Origin of the sequence: Collinsella sp. AM15-2 (assembly GCF_003471985.1) — a bacterium.
Lineage (GTDB): Bacteria > Actinomycetota > Coriobacteriia > Coriobacteriales > Coriobacteriaceae > Collinsella.
In genome coordinates, this window is the sequence record NZ_QRKO01000002.1 from 166,902 (window position 1) to 184,739 (window position 17,838).

Annotated in this window: 15 protein-coding genes; 4 read left to right on the plus strand and 11 right to left on the minus strand. The window is 57.8% G+C overall.

Annotation, left to right across the window (positions count from 1 at the left end):
* Positions 1–61: 61 nt before the first annotated feature.
* On the plus strand, positions 62–724 hold the full coding sequence (locus DW171_RS01865) for a hypothetical protein (RefSeq protein WP_118270267.1): 663 nt from the start codon (positions 62–64) through the stop codon (positions 722–724).
* Position 725: 1 nt separating this feature from the next.
* Here the strand turns inward: DW171_RS01865 and DW171_RS01870 are convergent, their stop codons facing one another.
* The 5 genes from DW171_RS01870 to DW171_RS01890 form a co-directional block, all read right to left on the minus strand.
* A complete protein-coding gene (locus tag DW171_RS01870) occupies positions 726–1,289 on the minus strand; it encodes a uracil-DNA glycosylase family protein (protein WP_117765078.1) in 564 nt (187 codons plus the stop codon).
* Positions 1,290–1,292: 3 nt separating this feature from the next.
* Positions 1,293–2,669, minus strand: a complete 1,377-nt coding sequence (locus DW171_RS01875; RefSeq protein WP_117765080.1) for an alpha-amylase family glycosyl hydrolase — start codon at positions 2,667–2,669, stop codon at positions 1,293–1,295.
* Between the two features lie 153 nt (positions 2,670–2,822).
* Positions 2,823–4,019 carry an MFS transporter gene (locus DW171_RS01880; RefSeq protein ID WP_118270268.1) on the minus strand — a complete coding sequence of 399 codons (1,197 nt, stop codon included), beginning with the start codon at positions 4,017–4,019 and terminating at the stop codon, positions 2,823–2,825.
* Positions 4,020–4,194: 175 nt separating this feature from the next.
* Positions 4,195–4,947, minus strand: coding sequence for a hypothetical protein (locus DW171_RS01885; RefSeq protein ID WP_117583083.1), 753 nt, complete (start codon positions 4,945–4,947; stop codon positions 4,195–4,197).
* Positions 4,948–5,112: 165 nt separating this feature from the next.
* Entirely contained in the window at positions 5,113–6,486 is a 1,374-nt protein-coding gene (locus DW171_RS01890; RefSeq protein WP_117583084.1) for a 6-phospho-beta-glucosidase, read from the minus strand.
* Positions 6,487–6,661: 175 nt separating this feature from the next.
* Between DW171_RS01890 and DW171_RS01895 the strand changes: the two genes are divergently transcribed.
* Positions 6,662–7,414, plus strand: a complete 753-nt coding sequence (locus DW171_RS01895; protein WP_158550125.1) for a MurR/RpiR family transcriptional regulator — start codon at positions 6,662–6,664, stop codon at positions 7,412–7,414.
* 62 nt (positions 7,415–7,476) lie between these two features.
* Here the strand turns inward: DW171_RS01895 and DW171_RS01900 are convergent, their stop codons facing one another.
* The 5 genes from DW171_RS01900 to DW171_RS01920 all read right to left on the minus strand — a co-directional run bounded on the left by DW171_RS01900 (position 7,477) and on the right by DW171_RS01920 (position 15,072).
* Positions 7,477–9,141 (minus strand): PTS transporter subunit EIIC, encoded by a 1,665-nt coding sequence (locus DW171_RS01900; protein WP_158551292.1) that lies wholly within the window; start codon positions 9,139–9,141, stop codon positions 7,477–7,479.
* A gap of 314 nt (positions 9,142–9,455) precedes the next feature.
* On the minus strand, positions 9,456–11,816 hold the full coding sequence (feoB, locus tag DW171_RS01905; protein ID WP_118270269.1) for a ferrous iron transport protein B: 2,361 nt from the start codon (positions 11,814–11,816) through the stop codon (positions 9,456–9,458).
* 121 nt (positions 11,817–11,937) lie between these two features.
* Positions 11,938–12,258, minus strand: coding sequence for a hypothetical protein (locus DW171_RS01910; protein ID WP_117637613.1), 321 nt, complete (start codon positions 12,256–12,258; stop codon positions 11,938–11,940).
* Positions 12,259–12,722: 464 nt separating this feature from the next.
* A complete protein-coding gene (locus DW171_RS01915) occupies positions 12,723–14,186 on the minus strand; it encodes a basic amino acid/polyamine antiporter (RefSeq protein WP_117876633.1) in 1,464 nt (487 codons plus the stop codon).
* Between the two features lie 109 nt (positions 14,187–14,295).
* Positions 14,296–15,072, minus strand: coding sequence for a dimethylarginine dimethylaminohydrolase family protein (locus DW171_RS01920; RefSeq protein ID WP_117583089.1), 777 nt, complete (start codon positions 15,070–15,072; stop codon positions 14,296–14,298).
* A gap of 255 nt (positions 15,073–15,327) precedes the next feature.
* Between DW171_RS01920 and DW171_RS01925 the strand changes: the two genes are divergently transcribed.
* A complete protein-coding gene (locus tag DW171_RS01925; RefSeq protein ID WP_117583090.1) occupies positions 15,328–15,978 on the plus strand; it encodes a GntR family transcriptional regulator in 651 nt (216 codons plus the stop codon).
* 113 nt (positions 15,979–16,091) lie between these two features.
* On the opposite strand, the gene DW171_RS01930 is transcribed toward DW171_RS01925, so the two are convergent.
* Entirely contained in the window at positions 16,092–16,994 is a 903-nt protein-coding gene (locus DW171_RS01930) for an alpha/beta hydrolase (RefSeq protein ID WP_118270270.1), read from the minus strand.
* Positions 16,995–17,238: 244 nt separating this feature from the next.
* Here DW171_RS01930 and DW171_RS01935 point away from each other — a divergent pair, with 244 nt between their 5' ends.
* Complete coding sequence (locus DW171_RS01935; RefSeq protein WP_118206428.1) at positions 17,239–17,802, plus strand: PTS glucose transporter subunit IIA; 564 nt, start codon at positions 17,239–17,241, stop codon at positions 17,800–17,802.
* The last annotated feature ends 36 nt before the right edge of the window (positions 17,803–17,838 follow it).

Genomic DNA, 17,838 nt, shown 5'->3' on the forward strand with positions numbered 1-17,838 from the left:
AGCGCGCCCAGCGCCACCAGACGGTGTAACCTAAACGGAAACGAGCCGGAAAGGAGATGGCATGGAGACGACCGCGCGCGGCGATGTACCAAAAACACTGCACACCATTGCGTATATCAGTATTCCCAATAGCGCCGATCTTGATTTTTTGCTCTGGGACCTGCAGGATGCCATCGCCGCCTATGCTCAACTTTCCGGCACCGCACTCCCCCGCCCGGTCGACTTGAAGGCAAATGACGCCGGCAGCGTTGCCGATGGCATCGTGCTGGCCATTGAAGATGTGGCTGACGATGAGACGTTGACAGCTATCGAGCAGACGCTTGAGCGCTTTGGCGGTACGGGAACGCGCGTCTATGCCGCGATTCGAGCCGCACAAGAGGGCACTGAGCAGGCGCGTGGGGCCGCCGTTCGCCTGCACAAGGCATGTGAGCGCCATGACCAATTGTGGTGTGGCGGCGTTGCCATCTGCGCCGGCAGCGGCATCGCAGCGCTTCGCCATTCCCCACGCATGGGACTCTTGCGGCGACCATTTTCGGAAGCGATGGATAAGCTTGTGGGCGCTGTGCGCATGGGCTGCTCCGTCGAGCATGCACAGCGACTTGGCGGCGGCAATGCCGCCAACGTCGACGCCGACGGCATGGTTTGCGCCGAGCCAGCCGTGCCCGCGCCGGTCTGGCGAGGCGTTCTGAAACACCTCGGCGCCCACACTCAATCAATAATCTAAATTAATGAGCTGCCCAGTCAACGGCTTCACTCCAACGCTCGACAAGCCGCTCCAAACGCCACGCCGCGTTGGCAGGACTTGTCGAGGGCAGGACGATGGCGGGCAGCCCCGTCCGATCTTGCAAGTAGCGTTTGTAGAGTCGCCCTGCCGTGCCGCCGTTACAGACAACGGCCTCGATCGGCGCGGCATCGGTAATGCACTCGATATGTGCCGGCACAACGTTGCGAATGCTCGCGTCACTCGAGCCCTTAATGTCGCAGCCCTCAATCACATCCCACAGGGCTACGCCGCCGTTCAGCAGCATGGATCGCTTGGCGGCAATCGAGGCGTCGAGCGTCGCAGGCTCGCTGCCTGCCAAAGGGTCGCCCTCGTTGGGCGGCACGGGCACACCGAGACACGCGGCCATCACGCGCCAAAAGCGATTCTGAGGGTTGCCGTAATAAAAGGCATTGGCGCGCGAAAGCACCGAGGGAAACGACCCCAGCACCAAAACGCGCGAGTGCTGGTCGAACACGGGCTCAAACCCATGCTCAATATGTTGATAGCCCACGTCGGACGCAGCCATGGCCTAGGCCCTCAACAGATAGCGCACCTCGTAGGGCGCAAGCTCAAGGGAGCCCGCCAGCTCGACCGTGGGCACGCCGTCGCCAAGCAGGTCGACGAAGGAGCCGTTGAGCTCGCCGGCGCCAAAGGTGTAAGGCTCGTCCACGGCGTTCACCGCCACGAGCACCGTCGCGCCGTCACAGGCGCGCTCGAACAGCAGCTGCTTGTTCTGGATCACCACGTTGCGATAGGCACCGTAGTTGAGAGCACGGGCAGCCGCGTCGTCGGCCGAGCGAAGGTGCGCAAGCCGCGTGATGAACGCCGTCAGCTCGTTGGGCGCAGGCTCATCGAGCGCAGGGCGCAGCGCCCAGTCGCCATCGGGGCCGCCCTTTTCGCCAGCAATTCCCCACTCGCTGCCATAGTAGACGCACGGGATGCCTGGCATGCCAAAGAGCATGCCGTAGGCAGGACGTAGACAGGACTTGTCGGTGAGGATGCTCGCCAGGCGCGGTACATCGTGGTTGTCGACAAACGACAGCAGATGTTTGCCGCGGTAGATGCACCACGGATCGCCGCCAAACTGGCGGTGCAGCGAATGGGCGATCTCGAACATATTGACCGAGTTAAAGCTGGAGTACAGGCCCTTGTAGCACTCGTAGTTGGTGCAGGAGTCGAGCATCTCGTCGTTGACGATCTGGTTGTAGTCGTCGTGGAGCGTCTCGCCGATCAGCACAAAGTCGGGCTTGAGCTCACGGGCAAAGGCGTGCAGGCGGCGCATAAAGTCGCGGTCGAGCATATAGGCAACGTCCAGGCGCAGGCCGTCGACGCCAAAGACGTCGGCCCAACGGCGCACAGACTCGAGCAGGTAATCGACCACAGCGGGATTTTGCAGGTTGAGCTTCACAAGCTCAAAATGGCCTTCCCAGCCCTCGTACCAAAAGCCGTCGCCATAGCAGGAATCTCCGTCAAAGCTAATATGGAACCAGTCCTTGTAGGGCGAGTCCCACTTGCGCTCCTGCACATCGCGGAAGGCCCAAAAGCCGCGACCGACGTGGTTGAAGACGGCATCAAGCACCACGCGGATGCCATGGGCGTGCAGCGTGTCGCATACGGCGGCAAAGTCGGCGTCCCCACCCAGGCGACGGTCGATATGGCGCAGGCTGCGCGTGTCGTAGCCATGGCTATCGGACTCAAGCGGAGGGTTGATCAGCACGGCACCGATACCGAGCTCCTGCAGGTAATCGGCCCATTGGGCGATTTTCATGATGGGGGCATCGGGATTGGACGCGGTACCGGCAGCTTGGGAGAGCTCGTCCTCGGCAACGGGCGCGACGTTCTCGCGCGGAGCTCCACAAAAACCCAGCGGATAGATCTGGTAGAACGTCGTCTCGTATGCCCACATAGCAACCTCCCGGTAAGCCCAACACAACGACATCCATTGTATGCCCAGCTTGTATCCTCTCCCCCAAAATAAGTTGCGGTGGAATAGTTCCTGCTTTGGCCTTCAGAGGCCTTAAACAGGAACTATTCCACCGCAACTGATGAGAGGACGTGATTAGGCAACGGGTTTGGCACGGCGTATGGCCGGGAACAGTACGGTGATGGCGAGGATGACGCCCACGACGGTAATCGCCCCGCCCACGAAGCCAATCCAAGCGATACCGGGACCCGAAACCACGGCTCCGCCGATCGCGGTGCCCGTGCCGATACCAAGGTTAAACAGGCCCGAGAAGATCGACATGGCGACGGCCGACGAGTCCGCCGGCGTGTACTTGATGAGCTCGGCCTGAAACGCCACGTTAAAGGCCGTGGCGCAGCAGCCCCATAGTGCGCAGACGGCAAGCACCAACACGAGCGCCGAGGCTGCGGGGGCCATAAGCAGCAGAGCCACCGGCACGCCGGAGAGCGTGATAGCCAAGAACGGGAAGCGATGCCCATCGAACAGGCGGCCAAACAGCCAGCTTCCGAGCAGACCAGAACAGCCAAACGCCGTCAGCGTCATGGTGATGGCACCCGCATCGACGTGCGCGACCTGCGCCAGGAAGGGCTCGATATAGCTGTAGCTTGCGTAATAGCCGGTCGCCATAAAGACCGTGACCGCGTAGAGCGCGATCAGGAACGGGTTCTTGAACAGCTCGGGCAGCTGCTTAACGGTAAAGCGCTCACCCGCCGGCATGGCCGGGAACACCGCTGCCTGGTACACCACCGCGGCGGCAGAGAAGACCCCGACCACGGCAAACGTCATGCGCCAGCCCACGGCCAGGCCGATGGCACGACCGAGGGGCAGGCCGAAAATCTGCGCGATAGACGAGCCCGTGGCGATCATGCTGATGGCGAGCGCCCCGTGGCGGGCGTCAACCAGGCGCGAGGCCATAATCGAGGCGACCGACCAGAACACGGCATGTGCGCAAGCGACCACCAGGCGCGCACAGACCAGGATGGGATATGTCGGTGCCACAGCGGACAGGAACTGACCCAGAGAAAACACGGCGAGCACGCCGAGCAGCATCCACTTGAACTCAAAGCGCGAGGCAAACACCATGAGTGGCAGCGACAGCAGCATGACGCCCCAAGCATAGACCGAGATCATGATGCCTGCCTGGGCCTCGGTGAGCGAGAACGATGCGGCGATATCAGTCAGAAGGCCGATGGGCATAAACTCCGACGTGTTGAACACGAACGCGCAGCAGGCGAGCCCGATAAGCGGGAGCCACTGACTGAGTGCGATACCACCTTGCTTTGTTTGAGCCATATAGGAAAACCTCTCCGATCATCTAGAGCGGTGGGCGATTATAGCAATGAGAAGTCTATAAAATGAGCAACAAAAGAATTCTTGGAAAACGATCGTTAACAGATGGCGCGCCAATTCTGCTTAGAAAGCAAGGTACGCAGAAACTCAATGTCGAAAACGCGGCTTCATCTTCGGGCTATCGCGCCTGCTCGGATACGCACAAGGACACCCCCATGAGCACGTCAATTTCGAGCCAACTCGCAACCGCACAATGAACTAGCAAAAGCAGCATATAAGCAAACGCCCCATAATAAAGTCCCTCATGTACAAGCGCCGTCACTGAAAGTGCCGACGGCAGCGCCGCACTCGAAACTACCCATCCAACAAGAACCTGGATAGCGCAACTTGCAACCAGGTTCCATGCCACCAGCAGCGTTGCGGGACGCGCGATTTCCCTGCAGGAGGAACGAAGCACCGTGACCGAACGCATGATGTAGCGTGGTGCAAACCGAATGCCTCGTAGTCCCCTCTGCTCCACGTCCGCATCTTCAATTAACACGAATACGAACGACGCGGAAAGAAGCGTCACGATTACTGCCACCACAAGCGAGCACAACACCCCGAGCTGGCTGCTCGCAAGCGAGGCAAAGACTACAATTGCCGATAAAATCAAGTGAACCAAATAAATTAGCAGCGCCCCAGAAATCTGGAGGGGAACCGTCGAGGCCAAGAGATAAACCGGAGGGGTTCGAGCAGGTTGCACCGTCTCTTTGGACCGGTCGACGGCAAATAATGAAAAAGCCACATTCGATAGAAGCAGGTTTAAAAAGGCCGCGACCACAGTGCAAATAAGCGTAATGGACGGATTGATATAGGCGAGCTCAGTTGCAACGTTTGATACACCAATTTGAAGCGCGCTCATAACAAACAAGGGGATATATAACGCCATCGTGCAGCCACTCCGGCATCCCTTCGCCCGATCGCCCGATTCCAGAAAGACATTGAAGTTCTCTCGCAAGTTCACTCTATACCCGTTTTCTTACTAGGCAGGGCGAACGAGCGCCAATATAAACGCCGGTCCGCCCATCCATGATTTCTAGTTTTAACGTCCAGACTAGTCTGTCCAGCCGTCGATGTAGTCGCGGTTAAGCTCAAAGTACTGCGCGGCGATGTCTTTCGCCAAGGAGTACGAATTAACGAGCGGGTGCATCGCGAGGCTCTCGACAATGTCGCGCTTCGATCGGTTAACGATGCCACGCGCCACGGTGCGCTCGTAGTACTTGACGCGACGAATCAATTCGAGGTTTCCCGCGGGCACAGAATCGGCTTCGACGCGATGCGGTACACAGCCATCGGTGGAGATATCGCACGTTGACTCGATGACATCTGTATCGAGAAGGCCGGGGATGGCGCCATTGTTGGGGGTGCACAGGATCATCTGCTGCGTCTTGCCAGAGCGAGCAATATCCATGAAACGGAGCGCAACACCTGCGTATCCGCCAGCATCTTTGCCGTACACGTCAAACGTCCACGGCTTGTCGCGGTGAATACCTGTCTCGGCCGCCATGTAGTTGTTTTCGCGCATTCCGTACCACTTCTCAAAGCACGCGAGGCCCTTTTCGAAGTCGTTCTCAATATCGATAGATGCAAGCTCGCTCGTCATTTCTCGATTAATTTCTTCGATTAGTTCGCCGCGCGTCTGGGGCGAAGAGAGAACGTTGGCAACGGCGCGCTCGCGATAGTAGAAATAGTATAGGTACTCATTTGGCACGCATCCGCGATTTAGAACGAGATCCTTCTCGAAGAACCTAAGATCCGTATGAGCATATGCCCCGTCGTCGTGGATCAAGTCGGGCATGATGTCCTCGCCGTCAACCGTCACATTGCGGAAGAACGAGAGGTGGTTGAGTCCATAGCACTCGCCCTGAACCGATGCGGGATCAACGCCTTTATACTCGGCAAACTGATGCAACATGCCCGAGGGGGCATCGCAAATGCCATAAGTAAAATCGTAGCCCATATCGCGTAAGGCCTGAGATACGACGCCAGCGGGATTAGTAAAGTTAAACACCTTGACGCCCGGCTTTGCGTACTTCTTGATTAACTCGCAATACGAAGCAAGCGCAGGGACGGAGCGCATGGCAAAAGACACGCCGGCTGCGCCAGTCGTCTCTTGGCCAAGAACCCCATGTGAGAGAGCAATGCGCTCATCGCGAACGCGCATATGGTCCCCACCGACGCGAATCGTCGTGATCACGTAATCGGCGTCCTTAACGGCCTCGACTGCATCGCCCGTCAATGAAAAATTAAGCGTGGGGCAAAGCATGCCCGAGACATGGGCGGCAAGGCCACCGTAGATGCGCAGCTTCTCGGGATCATTGTCCATAAACACAAGTTCATCGATTCCAAGCGATGACGCCTGCTGGGCTATGCTCTTTGCCAAAAACATGGAGCGGACGCCACCGCCGCCTATGACCGTAAGTTTCATATCGAAACCCCCAATTAGCACATTCAATATTGCATGGTTCGCCTGTGTATGGATATTGTATCCAGCATGGAGGGCCGCTTCCCGCCCCGGCTGCAAGGCGGGAAAGGAATTCCCCAAGGAGTTATTATTTACGCAACGGAAGCGGCCACACACGTCCGGCGGGAAGGGAGCACCGATGGTTGATAAAAAGCAGATTTCCAAGCTCTACTCAGCCGCAAAGCTATCCGAAACCGAGCAAAGCGTACTCGAATACCTGCTCAACAATATCGACACCCTCGATGATATTGGCATAAAACCCGTCGCCATGGCATGCTTTACCAGCATGACGACAGTCATCAGGCTTTCGAAAAAGCTCGGCTACCGTGGCTACCGCGAAATGATGTACGATCTCAAGCACCTTCAGCATGTCTCCCGCGAAATGAATCAATCACTCAAAGACAGTAGCGTCCACTTCGTATGCCACACCGGAGATGTAGACGTATTCATCGCCGCACTGCATCGCAACAGAATGATCGGAGTAAACGGAGAGGGCTTCTCACGCATCGTTGCGCAGTACATGGCGACCAAGCTCGTTGGACTTGGCTTTTTGGCCGTCATACAGGACTTCCTAGAAACCGATCAGTTTGTCGAATCCAACCGAAATACGCTCAGCTGCATGATGCTCATATCCAAATCGGGCCAGACAGAAGCCATCCTGGAAACCGCAAGGGCATGCCACGACGCGGGCATTACGACCCTCGCGTTTACCGGCAACGAAGACAGCGAGCTCGCCAAGACGGCAGACGCGATCTTTACGATACATGACGATCACCCAATGGATCTTAAGAACGTTAAGCCTAACTGCTTTACCGGAAGTTGTATTCTCGCATTCGAAGAACTATTGAGTATCTGCCTTGACAATCTAAAACAAGAAGGCTTGGCTCCCTAAATCATGCGATAGGAAGCCAAGCCCTGGAATTGCGCTATGCAATTGAAAGCCACTTGCGCGTTTTACTCGTCACCGAGAACTTCGTGCACCTCAGAAGCGACTTCGCCGACACGAGGACCGTAAATGACCTGGATCGCCTTGTCGCTCAGGCGGATAACGCCCATAGCTTCAAGATTCTTGGTGAACACCTCGTCGTCTGCAACCTTAGAACCATCCTTGACAATCACGCGAAGACGTGAGATGCAGTTGTCAAGATCATCAATGTTGTCGGCTCCACCAAGCGCTTCGACAATGCCAACAGCAAGCGCGCTGTCCTTGGTCGCACGGCCCTGGACTGCCTTCTCGGGAGTGCTATCAGACTCGCCCTTTGCCTCAGCGGCCTTTGCCTCGAACTCGGCTCTGCTGTTGATCAACTCAATATCGTCACCATCGTCTCGACCGGGCGTCTTGATATCGAACTTAGTAATAAAGAACCGGAAGAGGAAGAAAGCTGCCAGGAAAAAGGCGGGGAGCAGAATAAGGTACGGAAGCAGATTAAGCTTCTCGGGGCGGAATAAGAATGGGATCAGGTCCTTGATATTTCCCTGGTACACCGAAACGCCCATTGCCTCCGAGAGAACTTCACCCAGTCCGGAAAGCGGAGCGTAAACGCCAAAGTAGAGCCAGGGGGCGGCAAACAGGAACGTAAAGAGAATAGGCTCCGTAACGCCAAAGAAAACAGTCGAAATCACTGTGGGGATTAAAAGACCAGCAACCTTCTTGCGGTTCTGGGGCTTGGCACAAGACCACATAGCAAGGGCGATGCCCGGGAACAACGCGTAATCGTTAATGCCATAGCCAGCCATGAAGGCCCTAACCAAGAGCTTGTCGCTACTGGGAGAAGCGAGCTGTGCAAGCTGAATAGCGCTATTGCCCACCACGCGCGTTCCGTCGACGACCATGGAGCCGCCAAGCTCAGTCCAATACATGGGCGTCTCGAGCAGCGGATGCAAGCCAAACGGCACAAGGCTCTCGAGCACCCAGCGATAGACAAACGTACCGACCAGACCGGAGCCTTTCACGAACGTCGCAATACCCGAGAAGCATCCACCGATGACGGGCCAAACGAAGTACATGATGCCGCCCAGGACGCCACCGGCGACCAGCGATACAATGGGAACCGTTCGACTGCCCGCAAAAAACGCCAGCGCCGTTGGAAGCTTGGTCTTGTAAAAACGGCCGGTGATCCAGGCGACCAGGCAGCCCACGATAATGCCGCCAAAGACACCAGAGCTGTAGCCAAAAAAGCCGAGCGAGGTAGTGTAGAGTGCGGACTGCTCACTCGCCTGAATGGACGTAAGGCCGACCTTCTGAAGAGCTTCCACCGTTGTATTGTCGGCAGCCAAGCCAGCTGCTCCAAGCAGAATCTCAACCGTCTTGAGCATGGTGAGATAGCAGACAAGGGCAGAAAAGGCAGCCCAGCCCTTCTCTTTGCGAGACAAGGAGAAGGCGCAGCCGACGGCAAACAAAACACCGAGGTTTCCAATGATTACCTCGCCGAGACCCTTAAATACCGAGAAGAACGTAAAGAGCGGCGAAGCGGCATACCAGTCCCAATTAACGCCAAGGGACACAAGGGTCAGTTCGGTCGTAAAAACGCTACCGATACCCAAAAAGAGACCGGAAATGGCAATGAGCGTAATCGGAACGAGCATTGCCTTTCCGAACGATTGGAATTTTTCTTTCATCAATTCCCTCCTCAATGAGCCTCTACAAACGACTATTGCACCCCACGTCCCCACACAGGCGAAACGGAAGACATGTTCGGCAATAGACACAAAGTGATTGTAGAAAGGGGCACACAAAATGCGCATCGGCATCGCGTAATGCGGTTAAATCGACCGACGATTGCAAGTATTTACGAATCCGTAAACGGCAGCAAATAGGCAGCGAACGGCAACCTGCAGCGTAGGACAGTCCCCGCAGGCCGACAATTACCGGTATTTTGGCTCATATTTATTGAATTGTTGCTCGCCCAAAAGCGCGGAGCATCAACGCGCCCCTAAGCCAACCCCAGCAATATGCCCGCCGAATGCACGACAAACGCCACGATCCAGGCGACCGTCACCTGAAACGCGAATACGGCCACGGCATAGCGCGCGCCCAACTCGCTCTTGACGGCGCCGATGGACGCCACGCAAGGCGGGTACAGCAGCGTAAAGACCAAGAACACGTAGGCGGTAAACGGCGAAAACATGGCTGACAGTGCCGCGGGAGAGGTTGCGCCCAAAAGCACCGTGAGCGTCGAGATGACGCTCTCTTTGGCAATAAGTCCGGTGACGAGCGCCGTGGATGCACGCCAGTCGCCAAAACCGAGCGGGGCCAGCATCGGCGCGATGATGCTACCCAGACCAGCAAGCAGGCTTTGCGACTGGTCGGCGACCACGTTAAAGCGGATATCGAACGTCTGCAGGAACCAGATGACCACCGTAGCGGCAAAGATAATGGTAAAGGCCTTGGTGATGAAGTCCTTGGCCTTATCCCATGCCAGCATCACCGTCGTCTTGACGCTCGGCAGGCGGTAATTGGGAAGCTCCATGATAAACGGAACCGGGTCGCCCTTAAATGCCGTGCGGTTGAGCACCAAAGCCGCGATGCAGCCGACCACGATGCCGATCAGATAGAGCGAGACCATGGCGGGAACTGTCGCTTGCGGGAAAAACGCCCCGCACAACAGACCGTAGACCGGCAGCTTGGCCGAGCAGCTCATAAACGGCGTGAGCATGACCGTCATCTTGCGGTCGTGCTCGGATGGGAGCGTACGGGTCGACATGATAGCCGGCACGGTGCAGCCAAAACCGACGAGCATGGGCACAAAGCTGCGGCCCGACAGGCCAAAACGACGCAGCACCTTATCCATGACAAAGGCAACGCGCGCCATGTAGCCCGAGTCTTCCAGAATGGAGAGGAACAAAAAGAGCACGACGATAATCGGCAGGAAGGTCAGCACGCTGCCCACGCCCGTAAGCACGCCGTCAACAGCCAGCGAGCGCACCACGTCATTGGTGCCGAACGCCTTGAGGCCCGCATCGGCCGAGGCGATGACGGCAGCGATGCCGTCCTCCATGAGCCCTTGCAACGCCGCGCCGATCACGCCAAACGTCAGCCAAAAGACGAGGCCCATGATCACCAGGAACGCCGGAATGGCTGTGTAACGACCTGTCAGGATGCGGTCAATCTTGACGGAGCGCACGTGCTCGCGGCTCTCGTGCGGCTTGACGACGCAACGCCCGCACACGTCGCCGATAAAGCTAAAACGCATATCGGCCAGCGCAGATAGGCGGTCGGTGCCGGCCTCGCCCTCCACCTGGGTGATGATGTGCTCGATAGCGTCGAGCTCATTGCGATCCAGGTGAAGCGCCTCGGTTACCAGCTCATCGCCCTCGACCAGTTTGGTCGCCGCAAAGCGCACCGGAATGTGCGCCGTCACGGCATGGTCCTCGATCAGGTTAGCAATACCGTGGATGCAGCGATGCAGCGCACCGCCGTCCGGACCGTCGGGCGCACAAAAGTCCAGGCGACCAGGGCGCTCGCGGAACCGTGCCACGTGCAGGGCGTGGTCCACCAACTCGCCGATGCCCTCGTTGCGGGCAGCGCTAATGGGGACAACGGGCACGCCCAACAGGCTCTCGAGCAAGTTGACGTCTACGGCGCCGCCGTTGGCGGTCACCTCGTCCATCATGTTGAGCGCGATGACCATAGGACGGTCAAGCTCCATGAGCTGCAGTGTCAGGTACAGGTTACGCTCAATGTTGGTGGCGTCAATGATGTCGATGATGGCGTCCGGGCGCTCGTCGAGGATGAACTGACGGCTCACGACCTCTTCGCCTGTGTACGGCGACAGGGAGTAAATGCCAGGCAGGTCGGTAACGCTCGCCTCGGGATGGTTACGGATGGTGCCATCTTTGCGGTCGACCGTCACGCCGGGAAAGTTACCGACGTGCTGGTTGGAGCCCGTCAGCTGGTTGAATAACGTGGTCTTGCCGCAGTTTTGGTTGCCAGCGAGGGCAAAGTGCAGCGGCGCGCCCTCGGGCACGGCCGTCTTTGCCGCACGGGGCGAATACGTCCCCTCGCCCAGGGCCGGATGCTCCGTCGTGCCGATTGCGGCGTTAGCGCGCGGACCCGTATCGGTGTCGTGAATACCCACGAGCTCGATGCGAGCGGCATCGTCCTTGCGCAGCGTCAACTCGTAGCCACGCAGGCGAATCTCGAGCGGGTCGCCCATGGGGGCGTACTTCATCATGGTGACTTCGGTGCCCGGCGTCAGGCCCATGTCCAAAATATGCTGACGGAGCGCCTGGTCGTCGGATGTCACCGATGCGACAACGGCGTCCTTTCCAATCTCGAGTGTATCGAGCTTCACGCGCTCATCCTTTCGTTAGACGCGGTTAACCGTTTACCGGGGTTAACCAACTCGTAACGACAAATGATAGCGCTCTGAACTATTTTATAAAGTCAAATACCGATGTTTACCTGCGCAAACTTTATGCGGTGCGCCCCGAAGGCTCTTTACGCATACCGCTCAGCGAGATCGAAACGGAACCCGACCGCGCGGTAGCAGTGAGTCGATCACCCTCGACCGACCCCGTGCATGTAAAGGGCGCCTTGCCCATCAAGACGTGGGAGATAGTACCCAAGAGCTCAAAGAAATCGCCCTCAGCACGGGCACTCGAGAGAGCGATATTGAGACCCCTGACGTTTAGTACTGCCCTGAGCGCGCCGTTCACCCCATGTGAAAACGTCACCTCGCCGCGTCTACTCCCCACCGGCGTCTGGGCCGAAACCACATACGTACCCTCAAGCATGGTTCCTCCTCTGAGTAGGCTTTTTGAAATGGCCATCTAGTCTACTTTGCTGCGAGACGGCTTGCCCAGAAACTGCAAGCACATAACGACGTTCAACCAACAGATTGCTGCAAGGAGGACAAGCGTGCAAGGGGGGGGGCAGATTACATTTGGCACCACTTGCGCCAACGGACGGGATGCGGAGCGACTGTGCAGGTGGATTCCGGATCGCCGCTTCCTCCGTCCCCCAGCGAATCAAAACAAGTTGCGGTGGAATAGTTCCTGTTTGATGCTTTAACCAGCAAAAACAGGAACTATTTCGCCGCAACAGCAAAAGCCCGCGCTGGCAACAAATGTCACCTGCGCGGGCTTGGCGGGCGCTCACAAAGGCACGTTACAGAGGCCCACGTCAGTTATGGATTACCGAACGGCACCGGCACGCGACGCCTCCGTCGGCTTACCAAGCGATGAAGCTTGCCGCAGTCTTAGACTATCGGCGCAATGCCGGCAAAGTGCAGATACAGCGAGATGACCGCCACGACAATGACCACCGCTGCGATCAGCTTGTCGTGCAGGTGCGGAAGTACCGGCTTACCGCGACCTCGCTCGCCCAGCATATAAACGGGAATGGCCGGAGCAAAAAGGATCGTCGTGATCATGACGCCCTGAAGGCCCGTCGACCACACAAGGAACAATGTGTAAATGAAGCCGAGCGTGCCGAAGAATCGCGCCTTGCCGACGCTTGGCGCATGCGGTCCGTCCAGATGCTCCTTCTTCCAACCAATCACCATGTAATAGGCAGCCGAGCAGACATACGGAACCAGAATCGTGTTAACCGCGCAGCTATAGAAGAACTGGTAGGTGCTCGCCGCCACATACGACACGATCAAGAAGAGCTGCGTGATTCCGGAGCTCACGAGAATCGTCACCACCGGGGCATCATGCTTGTTCGTCTTAGCAAACGCCAGCGGGAAGGAACCCTGGCGCGCCGCCTCGAACGGCGTCTCGGAAGCGATGATGACGTAGCCCAGCATCGCGCCGACCAGCGAGAGGATAACGCCAAGGTTTACGATGGCAGCACCAACCGGACCGATTGCGCACTCGAGAATTCCCGCCATGGAGGGCGTTGCGAGCTGTGCCATCTCCTCGCGCGGCATAATGCCGAGCGACAGCATCGAGATGATCAGATACAGCGTGAATACAGCCGCAAATCCGAGCGCCGTCGAGCGGCCGACGTCACGCACGTACTTAGCACGGCCCGAGATAACGACAGCGCCCTCGATGCCCGTGAAGACCCAGACAAGGGCGATCATGGTCGAGACAACCTGCTCGCCAAAGCCAGGACCAGCCGGCTCTCCCCAGAAGTTGTCCATAAAGATATCGACGTTGAACTTACCCAGGAGCACGATACTCAGCACAAAGAGCCCCAGCGGCACCAGCTTCGCCAACGTGACGATCGTGTTAATGCCCGCAGCCTCCTTAACACCACGAAGCACAAGGGCGGTAAGGAACCACAAAAACACGCTGGCGCAGACGATGGAAAGCAGGTTGTTACCCGCGCCAAACGCAGGGAAGAAATAGCCCAGCGCGCTAAACAGCAAGAGCGCAAAGCTCACGTTGGAAAGACATGCGCTGATCCAGTAGCCCCAGGCGGAGTTGAATCCAATGTAATCGCCAAAACCGGCCGCAGCGTATGCATAGATGCCGCCGGTCAGGTCGGGACGGGCCTGAGACAAACCGTTGAACACCATCATCAGCGCAAAGACGCCAATGAAGCAAATTCCCCACGAGACGATAACCGCACCGGTATTTGCCCCGCCTGCTGCCATATCGCCGGCAAGCGAAAAGATGCCGCCACAAATACTGGCGGTAATAACCATCATGGTCAGACGAAAGAGATCGAGGCCATTAGGGTCGATAATCTCTTCATTTTGAGCTTTAGAGGCCATTGTATGTGCACCCCCTTCATCATGTGATCGAACGAAAGATGGCCCGGACGTCCCGAATCGGGTGCCGGGCCATCGGTCAAGCGATCATCAGACTGTTACAGCTATCGCGTTAGAAGCGCAGCGACAGGCAAGAAAGGCCGCCGTCGACCTTGCGATACTCGGAGGTGTCAACGACGAGTGTCTTGTAGCCCAGATCCTGCACGGCCTTGAGCACGGTCGGATAGCCCTCGGCAACGATGACCGTACCGTTGACCCAGATGCAGTTGGCGCCGTAAGCCTCGTCCTCGGGCACGACGATCTTGTTGTACTGGGCAAAGTCGGGCTTATCGATGAACTCACCGGAGACGAGCATGTTGTTGTCCTCGATGTAGTTGACGCCCGTCTTGAGGTGCAGGACCTCCTCCAGCGGAACCTCGGAGCCCTCGAGGCCCCAGCCTTCAAGAATCTCGCAGAACTGGCGGATACCCTCTTCGTTGGTACGAGCGGAGCGACCGACGTAGAAATGGTCGCCGACCATCATGACGTCGCCGCCGTCGAGCGTGCCCGGAGAAACGATGTGCTTGACATGCTCGTCGTCAAAGAAGCGACGGACGGCCGGCTCGATCTCGTCCTTCTCGCCGTTGCGGCTGTCGGCGCCGGGGTTGGTAATGATGGCGCCGCAGCGAGTGATAACGGCCGGATCTTCGACGAAGCAGCTGTCGGGATACTGCTCGAGTGCCGGCAGTACCGACACGTCAACGCCGCACTGCTCGAGCGCATGCTCGTAATCGTAGTGCTCCTCGATGGCGCGCTCGTAGATGGGCTGGCCAAGCTCGGGGGCACTCGTGATGCCATTGCTCAGGGACTTGCCGGGGCGGCGGATGATGACGTGGCTGAACTTGGTCATGATGATCCTCCTTGGATCTCTTGGCAGAGAGCGGGACTTCTTTGCGCCCGCCTTCCTTTCGATGGCTTTATCTTAGGGCGGTTTTCTTGTTTTGTATATTGTATACAATCCTGAACGGTAGATATTCCTCGGTAAGCGTATTCTTACGTATCGGCGCAAAGTAGCACGATTTAACTGGTCGTTCTATAATTCGACTGAGCTATTCAAGCGAAACGTATTTGCTTTTAGAAATATACCGTTAAGGAACATAGGCTCATGGAAACGCTCAGAAAGCCCCTGAAGGACCACGTATACGACTATATTTCGAGCCGTATTGACGCCGGCGAGTTGTCCGCCGGCGACCGGCTGAGCGAGCAGGCGATCTGCGATGCCATGGGCGTGTCGCGCACGCCGGTCCGCGAAGCGCTCATCCAGCTGGCAAGCGACGGCTACCTGGACAATCTCCCCCGCCGCGGATTCCGCGTCCGTGGGTTCGATCAGCAAAACGCCGTTGAAGTCTTTGAGATTATGGGGCCGCTCGACGGGCAGGCCGCATATCTCGCCTGTCCGAATCTAACTGACGACGATATTACGCAGCTGAAATTTCTCGTCGGCTCCATGGACCTCGCGATCCAAGGCGGTCTCATCCGTAAGTATGACGACATTCAGCGAGACTTTCACCTTACGTACTTCAACCGCTGTGGCAACGACCGTCTGCGCGATATGATCTCGCAGCTCGAGCGTTGCTTTATCAAGCGCGATTACGAGACTGTTGACCAAGAGACGGCTTGCAAACTGCTCAATAAAGCCAACAACGAACATGCTCATATTCTTGAGTTGTTCGAAGCACGAGACGCGACGGGCGTGCGCGACTACGTTCGCGATGTCCATTGGAACACGGAAAACGCCCAGTTCACCGTCTGGTAGGAAAGCAACAAGGAAAGCTATCAGACGCCCATCTCACGAGAGTGGATAATCCCCCGTTTTTGTCGAAAAGCAGACCAAAAAATGGGAGATTATCCACTCTCGTGCTGCGCGGTCTAGAAGCCGTGGCGCTCCAAAAAGCGGAAGGCCAGGCGGATCCAGGGACGGACCGCCACCTGCTTGTCCTCGTTGTCGACTGCGGTATTGGCGTTGCCGAGCGAAAGGCCGTGACCACCCTGGTCAAAGACGTGCATCTCGCATGCAACGCCCTCCTCGGCCATGCGCTGCGCAAACGGGTAGACCTGCGCGATCGGTGCCGTCTTGTCGTCGGACACGCCCCACACAAAGGTCGGCGGCATCTGACGCGAAACATGCGTGGTGGGGCAGATATCGGCCAAATGCTCGTCAGTTGCCTCGCCACCCGTCACCATCGACAGGTAGTCGTTGAGCAGATCGCGCCCCGTCTTGCCGCCCGTCTTGGGCACACGCAAGTCAATGCGCGGATCGCGCGTCTGCATATCGCGCACATAGGCAAAGTCGAGCAGCGGATAGCCCAGCACCACGGCATCGGGACGAATGTCGTCCGGACGCGCCCCGGCAAGTGCCGCGAAGGGGCCGGTCTTCCACTGCGTTGCCAGCGAGGCACAGATCATGCCGCCCGCTGAGAATCCCACGACGCACACGCGCTTAGGATCGACATGCCACTCGTCGGCGTTGGCGCGCACCGTGGCGACCATCTTGGCAAGATCTGCCTGGGGGTGCGGAAAGCTCACGTCACCCGTGCCACTCGTCACATAGTTGAGCACAAAGGCCTGGTAGCCGCGGTCCAAAAACGCAAACGCCACCGGGTCCTGCTCGTGCGGAGCGATATGCGTAAACCCGCCTCCGCCGCAGATGATCACCGCGGGGCGGCGGCCATTGGGCTTGTCGGGCAGCGGCTCGGCACCCAAATACGTAAACGTCGCCGGATAATCCTCGGTCGGCTCCTCGCCCCACAGCGCATGGTTCTCGACAATCATATGTGCTCCCTTCGCGCAAATTATGCGCACTCTTTTTTCGCATCTAAGCGTACCCCAGTTGGGTGCAGGACGCAGAAACTCTCCGGCAATAAGTTTCCCTCCAACTGATATATCACATAATCCCAGCTCAGAGGTATCGCTGAGCAGCGTAGAATAGGGGGCGTTGACCAAGCCGCGAAACACATATGAAACGTTTCCGGCAAACCAAACGCGCGATATGCGCCTATTTAAGTTGGAGGCAACTATGGGTCTGCTCGATTCGCTTAAGTCCACCTTCACCTCGACCGGCGAGGCGTCCGTTCCGCCCGCAGCAAGCTTCGCCACCCGCGAAGGCGTCATCTATGCCCCCGTCAATGGCGTACTCGTCAACCTGGACGAGGTTCCCGACGAGACGATCGCCTCGGGCATGCTTGGCCAGGGCTATGGCATCGAGCCCATTACCGGCACCATCTATGCGCCCGCCAACGGTCGCATCGGCGCCACCACCGTCACCAACCACTCCATCGGCATGATTACCGAGGACGGTCTTCGCGTGTTCATCCATGTCGGCCTGGGCACCGTGGAAATGAACGGCAAGGGTTTTGCCCGCTTTGTTGAGATGGGCGATGAGGTCAAGGCCGGCCAGCCGCTCATCAGCTTCGACCGCGACGCCATTAAGGCCGCCGGCCACGAGGACATCGTGACCGTCATCGTCTCCGAGCTCGATCGTCTTAAGAGTATCGACCATGTCGGCGAGTCTGGCACGCTTATCGGCGGCAATCCGCTCGTCAAGCTCGGCGATCCGCTGTTGGTTGCCAAGACCAAGTAGCAAGGCCCCGCGCCACACAGCCAAAAGGCACCTCGT

Excerpts from the sequence above, each read along its gene's own strand:
- DW171_RS01865 (WP_118270267.1), top strand. The coding sequence starts at position 62 with ATGGAGACGACCGCGCGCGGCGATGTACCAAAAACACTGCACACCATT.
- DW171_RS01870 (WP_117765078.1), bottom strand. The coding sequence starts at position 1,289 with ATGGCTGCGTCCGACGTGGGCTATCAACATATTGAGCATGGGTTTGAG.
- DW171_RS01875 (WP_117765080.1), bottom strand. The coding sequence starts at position 2,669 with ATGTGGGCATACGAGACGACGTTCTACCAGATCTATCCGCTGGGTTTT.
- DW171_RS01880 (WP_118270268.1), bottom strand. The coding sequence starts at position 4,019 with ATGGCTCAAACAAAGCAAGGTGGTATCGCACTCAGTCAGTGGCTCCCG.
- DW171_RS01885 (WP_117583083.1), bottom strand. The coding sequence starts at position 4,947 with ATGGCGTTATATATCCCCTTGTTTGTTATGAGCGCGCTTCAAATTGGT.
- DW171_RS01890 (WP_117583084.1), bottom strand. The coding sequence starts at position 6,486 with ATGAAACTTACGGTCATAGGCGGCGGTGGCGTCCGCTCCATGTTTTTG.
- DW171_RS01895 (WP_158550125.1), top strand. The coding sequence starts at position 6,662 with ATGGTTGATAAAAAGCAGATTTCCAAGCTCTACTCAGCCGCAAAGCTA.
- DW171_RS01900 (WP_158551292.1), bottom strand. The coding sequence starts at position 9,141 with ATGAAAGAAAAATTCCAATCGTTCGGAAAGGCAATGCTCGTTCCGATT.
- DW171_RS01910 (WP_117637613.1), bottom strand. The coding sequence starts at position 12,258 with ATGCTTGAGGGTACGTATGTGGTTTCGGCCCAGACGCCGGTGGGGAGT.
- DW171_RS01915 (WP_117876633.1), bottom strand. The coding sequence starts at position 14,186 with ATGGCCTCTAAAGCTCAAAATGAAGAGATTATCGACCCTAATGGCCTC.
- DW171_RS01920 (WP_117583089.1), bottom strand. The coding sequence starts at position 15,072 with ATGACCAAGTTCAGCCACGTCATCATCCGCCGCCCCGGCAAGTCCCTG.
- DW171_RS01925 (WP_117583090.1), top strand. The coding sequence starts at position 15,328 with ATGGAAACGCTCAGAAAGCCCCTGAAGGACCACGTATACGACTATATT.
- DW171_RS01930 (WP_118270270.1), bottom strand. The coding sequence starts at position 16,994 with ATGATTGTCGAGAACCATGCGCTGTGGGGCGAGGAGCCGACCGAGGAT.
- DW171_RS01935 (WP_118206428.1), top strand. The coding sequence starts at position 17,239 with ATGGGTCTGCTCGATTCGCTTAAGTCCACCTTCACCTCGACCGGCGAG.